Origin of the sequence: Halomonas sp. DP4Y7-1 (assembly GCF_019800705.1) — a bacterium.
GTDB lineage: Bacteria > Pseudomonadota > Gammaproteobacteria > Pseudomonadales > Halomonadaceae > Halomonas > Halomonas litopenaei_A.
This window is the reverse complement of record NZ_JAHVKS010000003.1, coordinates 522,076-534,831: the sequence shown is the minus strand read 5'-3', so window position 1 is coordinate 534,831 and position 12,756 is coordinate 522,076. Positions and strand designations below refer to the sequence as shown.

At 62.2% G+C, this 12,756-nt stretch carries 11 protein-coding genes; 6 read left to right on the top strand and 5 right to left on the bottom strand.

Features of this window, described 5'->3' with window-relative positions; all coding sequences use genetic code 11:
- Positions 1–272: 272 nt before the first annotated feature.
- Positions 273–1,493: a methionine adenosyltransferase gene (gene metK, locus KUV72_RS08860; RefSeq protein ID WP_222238033.1), complete on the bottom strand. Its 1,221-nt coding sequence runs from the start codon at positions 1,491–1,493 to the stop codon at positions 273–275.
- Between the two features lie 368 nt (positions 1,494–1,861).
- Between metK and tkt the strand changes: the two genes are divergently transcribed.
- Positions 1,862–3,853: a transketolase gene (gene tkt, locus KUV72_RS08855; protein ID WP_206942526.1), complete on the top strand. Its 1,992-nt coding sequence runs from the start codon at positions 1,862–1,864 to the stop codon at positions 3,851–3,853.
- Positions 3,854–4,047: 194 nt separating this feature from the next.
- Here tkt and KUV72_RS08850 read toward each other — a convergent pair whose 3' ends face one another.
- The 3 genes from KUV72_RS08850 to KUV72_RS08840 all read right to left on the bottom strand — a co-directional run bounded on the left by KUV72_RS08850 (position 4,048) and on the right by KUV72_RS08840 (position 6,233).
- Positions 4,048–4,470, bottom strand: coding sequence for an Hsp20/alpha crystallin family protein (locus tag KUV72_RS08850; protein WP_222238032.1), 423 nt, complete (start codon positions 4,468–4,470; stop codon positions 4,048–4,050).
- A 25-nt stretch (positions 4,471–4,495) separates the two neighbouring features.
- Positions 4,496–4,993 carry an Hsp20/alpha crystallin family protein gene (locus KUV72_RS08845; RefSeq protein ID WP_222238031.1) on the bottom strand — a complete coding sequence of 166 codons (498 nt, stop codon included), beginning with the start codon at positions 4,991–4,993 and terminating at the stop codon, positions 4,496–4,498.
- Between the two features lie 187 nt (positions 4,994–5,180).
- The gene (locus KUV72_RS08840; protein WP_206942525.1) at positions 5,181–6,233 is read right to left on the bottom strand and encodes a class I fructose-bisphosphate aldolase; all 1,053 of its coding nucleotides are present in this window, start codon (positions 6,231–6,233) and stop codon (positions 5,181–5,183) included.
- Between the two features lie 177 nt (positions 6,234–6,410).
- Between KUV72_RS08840 and KUV72_RS08835 the strand changes: the two genes are divergently transcribed.
- From KUV72_RS08835 to fba, 5 genes are all read left to right on the top strand, one after another.
- Positions 6,411–6,800 carry a CidA/LrgA family protein gene (locus KUV72_RS08835; RefSeq protein ID WP_222238030.1) on the top strand — a complete coding sequence of 130 codons (390 nt, stop codon included), beginning with the start codon at positions 6,411–6,413 and terminating at the stop codon, positions 6,798–6,800.
- Entirely contained in the window at positions 6,797–7,513 is a 717-nt protein-coding gene (locus tag KUV72_RS08830) for an LrgB family protein (protein WP_206942521.1), read from the top strand. The genes KUV72_RS08835 and KUV72_RS08830 overlap by 4 nt, the downstream gene beginning before the upstream one ends.
- Before the next feature lie 114 nt (positions 7,514–7,627).
- Positions 7,628–8,653 carry a type I glyceraldehyde-3-phosphate dehydrogenase gene (locus tag KUV72_RS08825; protein WP_206942519.1) on the top strand — a complete coding sequence of 342 codons (1,026 nt, stop codon included), beginning with the start codon at positions 7,628–7,630 and terminating at the stop codon, positions 8,651–8,653.
- Between the two features lie 70 nt (positions 8,654–8,723).
- A complete protein-coding gene (locus KUV72_RS08820) occupies positions 8,724–9,902 on the top strand; it encodes a phosphoglycerate kinase (RefSeq protein WP_206942517.1) in 1,179 nt (392 codons plus the stop codon).
- A 66-nt stretch (positions 9,903–9,968) separates the two neighbouring features.
- Positions 9,969–11,033, top strand: a complete 1,065-nt coding sequence (gene fba / locus KUV72_RS08815; RefSeq protein ID WP_206942515.1) for a class II fructose-bisphosphate aldolase — start codon at positions 9,969–9,971, stop codon at positions 11,031–11,033.
- A 162-nt stretch (positions 11,034–11,195) separates the two neighbouring features.
- Here fba and KUV72_RS08810 read toward each other — a convergent pair whose 3' ends face one another.
- Complete coding sequence (locus KUV72_RS08810; protein WP_222238029.1) at positions 11,196–12,281, bottom strand: hypothetical protein; 1,086 nt, start codon at positions 12,279–12,281, stop codon at positions 11,196–11,198.
- Positions 12,282–12,756 lie beyond the last annotated feature (475 nt).

Sequence of the window (12,756 nt, the reverse complement as noted above, 5' to 3'; positions counted from 1 at the left end):
GTGGACATGCTTGCTAAGGAATAGAACCGGGATCAAATCACACTCCGCCCCCCATCTTGTCGTCACAAAAGGGGAGAAACGCTCACACAAATTCGCAAGAAAGTAAGCATCGTCTTCGCAGTTAGTAGCTTTTCACCCAGCCTTAGAGATATCGCCCCTTGCCGATCGCTGGCCGAGCAAAAAAAACCCGCCCAGCTTGGCTGGACGGGTCTTGGCATCACGGACACCAGACGGGAGGCTAGCGTGTCTTCAATCTATCACCAGCGGGCACATTACAGCCCTGCTGCACTCCGCAGCGCGTCGGCACGATCCACCTTCTCCCACGGGAAGGCGGTGAAGGTCTCGGTGTGAGTCTCGCCCTCGGTATCGGTCCAGCTATAGCTGGCCTCGAAGGGTTCACGGCCGAAGTGGCCGTAGGCCGCTGTCAGCTGATACATGGGGTGCAGCAGGTCGAGCATGCGGGTAATCGCATTGGGGCGGAGGTCGAAGTGTTCACGCACCAGCTCGACGATACGCTCATCGTCGATACGGCCTGTACCAAAGGTATTGATGGAAACAGAGGTCGGCTCTGCTACCCCGATCGCGTAGGACACCTGAATCTCACAGCGCTCTGCCAGCCCCGCTGCCACGATGTTCTTGGCCACATAGCGGCCTGCATAGGCGGCGCTGCGGTCGACCTTGGACGGGTCCTTGCCGGAGAAGGCGCCGCCACCATGGCGCGCCATGCCACCGTAGGTGTCCACAATGATCTTGCGCCCGGTCAGTCCACAGTCTCCTACCGGACCACCAATCACGAACTTGCCGGTCGGATTGATGTGGTAGCGGGTGTTGTCCGACAGCCACTCAGCCGGCAGCACATGTTCGATGATCTCGCGCTGCACCATCTGACGCAGCTGTTCCTGATCGATCTCCGGATCATGCTGGGTCGATAGCACCACCGCGTCGACGGCACAGGGCTTGCCCGTATCGTCGTAGCGCATGGTCAGCTGGCTCTTGGCATCTGGGCGCAACCAGGGCAGCAAGCCCTGCTTGCGCAGCTCGGCCTGACGCTCGACCAGACGATGGCTGTAATGAATCGGCGCCGGCATGTACGACTCGGTCTCGTTGGTGGCGTAACCGAACATCAGCCCCTGATCGCCAGCCCCCTGATCCTCCGGCTTGTCGCGATCCACGCCTTGGGCGATCTCGACACTCTGCTTGCCGATCAGGTTCATCACCCCGCAGGTTTCCCCGTCGAAGCCTACGTCGGAGGAGGTGTAGCCAATATCCATGATCACCTTGCGCACCAGATCTTCGAGATCGACCCAGGCGGAGGTGGTGATCTCACCGGCCACGATGGCGACACCAGTCTTGACCAGCGTTTCGCAGGCCACGCGGGCATTCTTGTCCCGCGCGATGAGCGCATCGAGCACGGCATCGGAAATCTGGTCAGCAATCTTGTCCGGGTGTCCTTCGGACACGGACTCGGAGGTAAACAGGGAGTATTCGCTCATGGCGTCCTCGACCCTCTGTAGGATAATCGGCAGGCGGGCCTGGCAGGTGGAAACAGAAGCGTCCGCTGGAGCAGGCGCAATGTGCAGATTCCGCGCGGACCTGGCGGAGCAGAATTCTACACGCTCGACCGCTCTGTTCCTAGCGATCCGGCTGCCTGCGGGCCGCCGCTACGGCCGGGGTCAAGGCTGCGTGCATTTGATGGATCGCCCTTTTCCGGCGACAATATGTCCCCGACCGATCTGCGCCGCCCCTTCGCCCTCGCTGTCCGCGGGCTTGACTGGCGGCGCTCAGCCTTGACGCCGCTGCGCCGCCCACACCGGGCACGCCAACGTCAGATTGACACTTTGCCCCAGGCGAGGAGCCCTCAATGCCGTCCCGTTTCGAACTGGCCAACGCCATTCGCGCCCTTTCCATGGATGCTGTCCAGAAAGCCAACTCCGGCCACCCCGGAGCCCCGATGGGCATGGCCGATATCGCTGAGGTACTGTGGAACGACTATCTCGTCCACAACCCCGACGATCCCAAGTGGGCCGATCGCGACCGTTTCGTGTTGTCCAACGGCCACGGCTCCATGCTGCTCTACTCCCTGTTGCACCTGTCCGGCTATGACCTGGGCCTGGAAGAGCTGCAGAACTTCCGTCAACTGCACGCCAAGACCGCCGGCCATCCGGAATACGGCTACGCGCCAGGCGTCGAGACCACCACTGGACCGCTTGGTCAGGGGCTGGCCAACGCGGTGGGCATGGCCATGGCGGAGCGCACGCTCGCGGCGCAGTTCAACCGTCCGGGTCATGAAGTCGTCGATCATCACACCTACTGCTTCCTGGGTGACGGCTGCCTGATGGAAGGCATCTCCCATGAGGTCGCCTCCCTCGCCGGAACTCACAAGCTGGGCAAGCTGGTCGCCTTCTACGACGACAACGGTATCTCCATCGACGGTGAGGTCGAAGGCTGGTTCACCGACGATACTGCCAAGCGCTTCGAGGCCTACGGCTGGCACGTGGTGCCCAATGTCGACGGCCACAAGCCCGAGGAGATCAAGGCGGCCATCGAGATGGCCCGCGCCCAGGATGATCGCCCCAGCCTGATCATCTGCAAGACCATCATCGGTTTCGGCTCCCCGAACAAGCAGGGCAAGGAAGAGTGTCACGGCGCTGCGTTGGGCGAGGAAGAAGTCGCCGCAGCCCGCAAGCAGCTTGACTGGCCCCATGCGCCGTTCCACATCCCCGAAGAGGTGTATCAGGGCTGGGATGCCTGCGAGCGCGGCAAGCAGCACCAGGCGGACTGGCAAGCACGCTTCGAACGCTACCAGGAGGCACACCCGGAACTGGCGCGTGAATTCCTGCGGCGTCAGAAGGGCGAGCTGCCTAGCGAACTGAACAGCGAAGCACTGGTTGAGGCGGCACAGCAAAAAGGCGACACCATCGCCTCACGCAAGGCGTCCCTTGGCTGTCTGAACGAGCTTGGCCCGCAGCTGCCAGAATTGCTTGGCGGCAGCGCCGACCTGGCACCGTCCAACCTGACCTTCTGGAAGGGCGCTGAAGCCATCACCCCGGAAGCCCCTGGCGGCAACTACCTGCACTACGGGGTGCGTGAGTTCGGTATGGGCGCCATCATGAACGGCATCGCGCTGCATGGTGGTTTCGTTCCCTACGGTGCCACCTTCCTGATCTTCATGGAATATATGCGCAATGCCGTGCGCATGGCGGCGCTGATGAACCAGCAGGCGATCTTCGTCTACACCCACGACTCCATTGGCCTGGGTGAAGACGGACCGACCCACCAGCCCATCGAGCAGCTGACCAGCCTGCGCACCACCCCCAACCTGTGCACCTGGCGTCCTGCGGATGCGGTCGAGACGGCAGCAGCCTGGGCCCATGCCATCAAGCGCAGCGCCGGCCCCACTGCGCTGGTCCTGTCACGCCAGAACCTGCCCCACCAGGACCGCAGCAAGAGCCAGCTGGCCAATATCCAGCGCGGCGGCTACGTGTTGAAGGACAGTGAAGGCACCCCTGAGCTGATCCTGATCGCCACCGGTTCCGAGCTGACCCTGGCCATGCAAGCCGCCGAGTCACTTGAGGCCGACGGCAAGCAGGTGCGCGTAGTGTCGATGCCGGCCACCGATGTGTTCGACAGCCAGGACGCTGACTACCGAGAGTCGGTCCTGCCGCGCAATGTGCGTGCACGCCTGGCCATCGAGGCGGGACACCGCGACTACTGGACCAAGTATGTGGGCCTGGACGGCGACGTCATCGGCATGTCCAGCTTCGGTGAATCGGCACCTGCCGGCGATCTGTTCAAGCACTTCGGCTTCACCGTGGACAACCTGGTGGCCCGCGCCAAGGCTTTGCTCGACTAGGCCATCAGCGCTTAGCTCAGCCAGTCCGGCTACAGGTTCCACACTCAGCGTGTGGCTGCTGACAGCGCGTACTGGTGGTGAGCGAAAAATGAAAGGGGCACGGCGAACGCCGTGCCCCTTTTTTATCGAACCGCACCGAGCTGACTCACGGCAGCGAGAGAGACGGGCCTGAGTGGCTGAACAGGCGCTCTGACCTAGGCCGCCTCGACCTCTATGCGGCGCGGTTGATGACTCGCCCTTCGCGGTAGTCTGATGGTCAACTGGCCATGCTCCATGTTCGCCACGATACCATCCGTGTCGAGCTCAGGGCTCAGAGTAAAACGCCGAGCGTAGCCACTGGCCTTGTACTCTGCATACAGGGAGGCCATCCCATCAGGGATAGACAGTGCCATTTCGCCCTCAATGGACAGCACCCCGTCATGTACCTCGATACTCACGCCGTCCCTGGACACCCCAGGCATATCGGCCACGAGCACGACGGCCTCCCCGTCCTCACGAATATCCACCCTTGGCATCAGGTGTTCTTTGTCCCGCGCCGGCAGCGGTGTCTGTTGTGATGCATGGGGAGAGCCACTCTGGGAAACCGGCGCAGGTTCATGGCGTGCTACGTCGTTCATCGCTATGTCCTCCTGTCGAGTCGTTTCAGTGCAAAGCGTCGACCTGGATGCGCCGCGGCTTCAGCTCCTCGCGCTTGGGCAACACGACTTCGCAGACGCCGTGACGGTGAGACGCCCGAGCGCGGTCCACATCGACTCCTTCCGGCAACGCGATGCTGCGCTTGAAGTCGCCGCTAAAGCGCTCCTGTCGGTATCGCGTCGGGGACGCATCCGCAGGTTCTGCTGCGTCTTCGCGCCGACCACTGATCGTCAGCAGGTTGCCCTGCACACTCAGCTCCAGTGAGGCGGGGTCCATGCCGGGCACAAACAGATATACGTGCACTGCGTCATCGGTACGACCAATGTTGATGGCAGGAAAGCTATCCGCTGCCACCGAGCGAATATCCGCTGCCCCGTACGGGGTGGAAAGATGGTGAGGCGAGAACGCTCTGGAAGAGAAGGGTGACGCCTGGTCCAGCCACTGTTGCATCCAGCGGAAAGGAGCATCCATTTCTGCATCGAAACGCCTGAGATCTCCAAACATGGTGAACACCTCCGACAGTAACGTTGTGACAGGGGGTTTCCCCTAAACGCTACATAGGTGTCAAAAGACGAAAATCAAGCCCTCCAAAAAAAATCCCGCCAGTCCCTGTTGGAACTGGCGGGTTCTCGAGGCGCCGCTAGAGACGCCCGTTAGGAGATCAATGTCTGCCTGACACTCTCAGTCGCCGTCAGGCGATTGTCACATCCGGGGCGAGATAGACGTCCTGAATCGCATTGAGCAGGGCAACGCCCTCGCGCATCGGCTTCTGAAACGCCTTGCGGCCGGATATCAGCCCCATGCCCCCGGCACGCTTGTTGATGACAGCGGTGCGCACGGCCTGGGTCAGGTCCCCCTCCCCGCTCGAAGCGCCCCCGGAGTTGATCAGCCCGGCACGCCCCATGTAGGCGTTGGCCACCTGATAACGGGCCAGGTCGATGGGGTGATCGCTGGTCAGCTCGCTGTAGACCTTTTCATGGGTGTTACCAAAGCCGATCTTGCGGTAGCCGTCGTTGTTCTCAGGCAGCTTCTGTTTGACGATATCCGCCTTGAGCGTTGCCGCCAGGTGGACCGCCTGGCTGGTGAGGTCTGAGGCAACGTGATAATCCGTACCCTCATGCTTGAAGCCCGGGTTACGCAGGTAGGCCCAAAGCACGGTAACCATCCCCAGCTCGTGCGCACGCTCAAAGGCGGCACTGATCTCTTCGATCTGACGACGGCTTTCCGGTGAGCCAAAGTAGATCGTTGCACCGACCGCTACGCAGCCCATGTCAAAGGCCTGGTCGACCTCAGCGAACAGCGTCTGGTCATACAGGGCGGGATAGGTCAGCGTCTCGTTATGGTTGAGCTTGAGCATCATCGGAATGCGATGAGCGTAGCGACGCGCGACCGACGACAGACCACCAAGGGTAGAGGCCACGGCATTGCAGCCCCCTTCAATGGCCAATTCGACAATGTTGGCGGGATCAAAGTAGATGGGGTTGGGCGCAAAGGATGCCCCGGCGGAGTGCTCGATCCCCTGATCCACTGGCAGGATACTCAGATATCCTGTGCCGCCCAGCCGGCCGTGATCGAACAGCGTCTGCATGCCCCGCAGCACCGCCGGGGTCCTATCGGAGTCCATCATGACGCGGTCGACAAAGTCGGCACCGGGCAGGTGCAGCTGCTCCTTGGCAATTCCACGACACTCGTGCGTCAACAGATCCTCTGCCTCGGCGCCCAGCCAGCTGGCAATATCACTCATCATGCATCTCCCTGTCGTGCCCGAATCCGTCGGGCGGTCGGTAAAGGTCAACGTCAACAGGGTAGCGGAAGAGCATCACGAACGAGAGCCCCCAAAGCTGACCCGGGTGTCAGTTATCGGCACAATGGCTCATTTCCATTGGCCCCAGTCAGTGACATGACGCACTTGAGGAATGATATGGCGGCGCTCAATACATCGGTTCTACGAGGTTTCCTGTGGCTTTGCCTGTTCTGGCTGGCTGGCGACCTGGCAACAGGCGTCGGACAGCTGCCACTATCCCCTGGCGTCGTGGGGTTGATGCTGATGACGGGCTTCCTGCTGGCGCGTGGCAGAATGCACGCCGACATTGCTGCGGCGGCACAACCTTTGATCATGCTGCTGGCGATGCTGATCATGCCCGGCGTGGTCGGCGTGTTCTGGGTCTTCGACCAGCTGGCCGGTTACTGGCTGGCGGTCGGCCTGGCGCTGACGCTTGGTACCCTGCTTAGCGTGGCCAGCACCTTGTGGCTGATGCAGCGTCTGCTTCCCCAAGACACGCCGTCTGCTCCCTTCAGGAAAACCCCATGAGCCTGTCCATCACGGATTATCTGAGCATGCCCATGCTGGCCATCGTGCTGTCGATTGGCGCTTATCTCGCGGGTATGGCCCTGTTCAAACGCCTGGGCTCGCCGGGATGGTGTCCCCCGGTATTGCTGGCTTCGCTGCTGCTTGCTGCCTTGCTGAAGGGGGGCTCCATCGACTACGCGGACTATCGCGAAGGAGCACAGTGGCTGATGCTACTACTGGGCCCCGCCACCGTCGCCTTGGCCGTGCCGCTCTATCAGCAGATGCACCACGTACGCGCGCTGTGGAAACCACTGCTGGTGTGCTTGCCCATCTCTACGGTGCTGGCCGCCTTCTATGCGCTGGCCATCGCCTGGTCGCTGGGGGCGCCACCGGAGCTTTTGGCCTCGCTGGCCCCCAAGTCAGTGACCGCCCCTATTGCCATGGGGGTGACAGAGCGCCTGGGAGGCTCCGTGTCGATCTTGATGGGGGGCCTGCTGATCACCGGCGTCGCGGCAACGGCCTGTGTCAGCTTGCTGGGCAAGGTGTTCAGGATCACCGATCAGCGTCTGCTGGGCTTGGCGCTGGGTATCAACGGCCACGCCATCGGCACGGTGCGTGCCTTTGAACTGGGCCCCACTGCTGGCGCCTTTGCATCGCTCGGCATGACCTTGACCGGCGTACTGACGGCCTTGCTGATGCCATTGGCCTGGGAGCTGACAGGCCTTGCTGGCTGAAACGATTCACTGCCTCATAGCACGCCACAAGCGGCCAGTAGCCGCGACGTGGGGGCCGATTTGAGATAGACTCTCGCGCCTGTGTCCATCCCACTCAGGAGAGTGTCGAGCCCCATGGCCCAGCGTATTGCCATCAATGGCTACGGTCGCATTGGCCAGTGCGTCCTGCGAGCCCTCATCGAGCGCAATGACCCTTCCCTGGAAGTGGTCGCCATCAATGAGCTATCGGGCCTCGATACCATCACCTACCTCACTCGCTACGATACGACCCATGGTCGCTTTCCTGGCAGTGTGGAAAGCCGCGATGGCCACCTGCTGATCAATGGGCACCCCATCCGCGTGCTGTCAGAGGCAGAGCCCGACCGACTACCCTGGAAAGCGCTGGATATCGACCTGGTGCTGGAGTGCTCGGGCAGCTTCAAGGACCGCGCTACCGCCGAGCGACATCTGGCTGCCGGTGCCCGGCGTCTGCTGTTCTCACAGCCCGCAGAGAGCGATGTCGACGCCACCATCGTCACCGGCATCAATGACAGCGATCTGACTGCCTCCGCCAGGGTGATCTCGGCAGCATCGTGCACCACCAACTGTCTGGTGCCGATCCTGACCATTCTGGATGAAGCCTTGGGCATCGAGCATGGTGTCACGACCACCATTCACTCGGCCATGAACGACCAGCCCGTGATCGATGCCTACCACCAGACCGATCTGCGCCTGACTCGCTCGGCCATGCAGTCTATCGTGCCGGTGGATACCGGTTTGGCGCGGGGGATCAACCGCCTGATGCCGCACCTGGCAGAGCGCTTCGAGTGCCTGCATGTGCGGGTGCCGACCATCAATGTATCGGCCATGGACCTGTCGATCTGTGTGCAGCGCGATACCTCGGCCCAGGCTGTCAATCGCCTGCTGCAGGAGGCCAGCAACTCCCGGCTTGCTGGCCTGTTGGGGTACACCGAGGAGCCCATGGCGTCCATCGACTTCAACCACGATCCTCGCTCCGGTATCGTAGACGCCACCCAGACGCGGGTGGCCGGTGGTCGCCTGCTGAAGCTGCTGTGCTGGTTCGACAATGAATGGGGCTTCGCCAACCGCATGCTCGACGTGGCCACACGCCTGAACCAGTTGCCCCGAGCGTTACCGTGATGCCTCTTCCCCTGGCCATTCTTTCCTACTCGATGTCTCTCTCAGACCGTTCAGACGAGGATCTGCCGACATGAACGTGCGCAAGATGACCGATCTCGACCTCAAGGGTCAGCGGGTGCTGATTCGTGAAGACCTCAACGTACCCGTCAAGCATGGTCAGGTGACCAGTGATGCCCGACTGCGCGCCAGTCTGCCGACGATCAAGGCCGCCCGGGATGCTGGCGCCAAGGTCCTGCTGATGAGCCACCTGGGGCGCCCCACCGAAGGTGAGCCCGCCGATGAGTTCACGCTTGCACCGGTGGCTGCCTACCTGGGCGACCTGTTGGACTGTCCGGTACGACTGGTCACCGACTATCTGGACCAGGCCCCGGAACTGGAAGACGGCGACGTCGTACTGCTCGAGAACGTGCGCTTCAACAAGGGTGAGAAAAAAGACGACGATGCCCTGGCCCAGCGCTATGCGTCACTCTGCGACGTGTTCGTGATGGATGCATTCGGCACCGCCCACCGCGCCCAGGCCTCGACCCACGGCGTCGCACGCTTTGCTCCCACTGCCTGCGCCGGCCCGCTGCTCGCCGCCGAACTCGATGCCCTGGAGAAAGCCCTGGCCACGCCCAGACGGCCGATGACGGCCATTGTCGGTGGCTCCAAGGTTTCCACCAAGCTTGAGGTGCTCAACGCCCTGTCCGAGAAGTGCGATCAACTGATCGTTGGCGGAGGCATCGCCAATACCTTCATCGCAGCGGCGGGACATAACGTCGGCAAGTCGCTGTACGAAGCCGATCTGGTGGGCAAAGCCAAGGCCTTGATGGCCAAGGTCGAGATCCCGCTGCCTACCGATGTGGTCGTGGCGACCGAGTTTTCCGACTCGGCAGAGGCGGTCACCAAGCCAGTCGACCAGGTTGCGGACAATGAAATGATTCTGGACATTGGTCCAGAGAGCGCCGCGCGCCTGGGCGATATGCTGAAAAGCGCCGGCACGATCCTGTGGAACGGCCCAGTGGGCGTGTTCGAGATCGACCAATTCGGCGGTGGCACCGAGGCCCTGTCCCACGCGATTGCCCAGAGCGACGGTTTTTCCATCGCCGGCGGTGGTGACACCCTGGCCGCCATCGACAAGTACGGCATCGCCGACCAGGTGTCCTACATCTCTACCGGTGGCGGCGCTTTCCTTGAGTATGTCGAAGGCAAGGAACTGCCCGCGGTCGCTGCCCTGGAAGCAGCGGCACGTCAGGCCACTGACGCCTAACCACCCGATTACGTCATGGGCGTGCCTGCGGCACGCCCCTTACCCCTAATAGATTCAGGTATCTCCATGGCACTCGTCAGCATGCGCCAACTGCTGGATCACGCCGCCGAACACGGCTACGGCGTCCCGGCCTTCAACGTCAACAACCTTGAGCAAGTCCGCGCCATCATGGAAGCGGCCGATGCCACCGACTCACCGGTCATCCTGCAGGCCTCCGCAGGGGCGCGTAAATACGCCGGCGCTCCCTTCCTGCGCCACCTGATCCTCGCCGCGGTTGAAGAGTTTCCGCATATCCCGGTGGTCATGCACCAGGATCACGGCACCAGTCCTGCGGTGTGCCAACGCTCCATCCAGCTCGGTTTCTCTTCCGTCATGATGGACGGCTCACTCGGCGAAGATGGCAAGACGCCTACCGACTACGCCTACAACGTCGACGTCACTCGCCGTACGGTCGATATGGCCCATGCCTGCGGCGTGTCCGTGGAAGGCGAGCTGGGTTGCCTGGGCAGCCTGGAAACCGGCATGGCCGGCGAAGAAGACGGTATCGGCGCGGAAGGCAAGCTCAGCCATGACCAACTGCTGACGGATCCGGAAGAAGCGGCTGACTTCGTCAAGTCCACCGGTGTCGATGCCCTGGCAATCGCCATCGGCACCAGCCACGGTGCCTACAAGTTCACACGCCCGCCGACCGGCGACACGCTGTCGATCCAGCGCATCAAGGAAATCCACGAGCGTATTCCGGACACCCACCTGGTCATGCATGGCTCTTCCAGCGTGCCCCAGGAATGGCTCCAGGTCATCAACGCCCACGGCGGGGCGATTCCCGAGACCTACGGTGTACCGGTTGAGGAAATTGTCGAAGGCATCAAGCACGGTGTGCGCAAGGTCAACATCGATACCGACCTGCGTCTCGCCTCCACGGGTGCCGTGCGCCGCTTCCTGGCTGAAAACCCGGCAGAGTTCGATCCGCGCAAGTTCCTCAAGCTGACCGTGACGGCCATGAAGGATATCTGCATCGCCCGCTATGAGGCCTTCGGCACTGCCGGCAATGCCAGCAAGATCAAGCCGATCAGCCTGGACGACATGTTCGAACGCTATGCCCGCGGAGAGCTGGACCCCAAGGTGAAGTAACACCACCGCGAGCAGCCCGCTGGATCGATACGCCCTCGCCTCCCAAGGAGGCGAGGGCGTTGTAGTATCGGCTGCGGGGCAGGCGCTGATTCATCAGAGCGCAGACGGTACCTTACTGATCCGCAGCCCGCAGCCCGCAGCCCGCAGCCATCATCCTGTGGCTTAGTCGGTAGCGTCTTCCAGGCGCCGCCTCAACGGAATGTTGCTGTCCGCTCTGTGCGTGACGAGTGACAGGTCTGCACGAATATCCGCAATGGCGTCCAACACCGGCTCCAGCGCTGTCAGCTGGCGCGGAGCACGCAGTCGGCGCTCCAGAGACCGATAGACCTCATCGGGATCCTCACCCGGTGCATGGCTGGCGGTGAAGGGCGCCAGGGACGGACCATTGGCGGCGACAGGCTCGAACAGACGCGCATAGGGATCTTCTCCCGACCAGGACAGACACAGCAAGTGATCCCGTGTCACCTGCACATTGAGGTCCGGCAGGCTTCGCGCCAGCCGCACCAGCGTATCGATCACATCGCCGGAGAGAAACGCCGCCAGTGCCTCGCTCTCTTCCGTACAGGCAACGAAGTAACGGGCGAAGTCGCCTTCTCCCCACACCTCACCTGTACTGCCATGATGCAGCGGGCGCCATTTCCCCTCTCGCAGGTTGCAAAGATCCACCGCCGCGACATGTTGCAGATCGCAGATCAGACCATTGCGATAGTAGGTGCGGCGGTCCTTGTCCGTACCCTCGTCATAGGCAAACCGGTAAACCCAGTACTCACCCGCAACACGGTCATCGATCGCCTTGCGACAATAGAGCAGCTCGCCATTGTCTGAGTATGTCCGCTGAAAATCGGTGATCTTGCCGCGCAGCGTCGCCAGCATGGCGCCAAGATCCACGTCCGGCTCGGCCAGGCGAAAGTCCAACTCTGCCGCGCGCTGCACCAGCTGACGCAGAAAGGCGGCGACATGTTCGGTGGCATGGAAGTCAAACCCAAGCAGAGCCACCCCGATCACCGCCAGGGGCAATAGCCACGGCCAGGAGAGCCCCCCCGCCAGCGTAATGACAAAGCCCAACGTCCCGAGCAACAAGCACAGCAAGCCTAGCGCCGTCATGCCGGCGGAGGGTCGCGGGTTCAGAGAGATTCCCCGGTCCCGGGCACGGTCCAGCACGTCGATCAGCGCCTCCCGAGACAAGGCCGCCTCGGCAGTGCGTTTTTCGCGGCGCACGAACCGGTATGCCTTCCAAAGCGGCGTCATCGTCGCGGCCCTCGTCTACTCATGTCTTTCTACTCATGTCGATAAATGATCTCGTCCACTCGGGGAAGCGCGCGGTGCCAGCCGTCTAGGTCATGACACGATCTTGACCCTGCGGCGGGTGGCGCATTTGTTCAGGGCAACTCGAAGGCACGCCCTTCTTGTCGGACGCTGGAGCTCTCCGCGAGTGAAACACATCTCATCATTTCCCCTGAGACATAGCTGTGCCCAAGCGATAGACATGGCGCACTACAGCGCAGTGACGAGCGAGGGCTCTCAGGAGGGGAGGCCATTGACTGACAGGGGCATCGACCCGGGCAAGCGCTACTGAGACAGGAAAATAAGGGCTCACCCGGAACGTCTCTGCGGATGATGCGTTATCCGCCCCCCGGGACTCTTGGGGCTGGGGCTTGGGGCTGGGGCTTGGGGCTGGGGCTGGTGGGCCAGGCCCAGAGGAAGGTCACGTCATGAGGGGCAC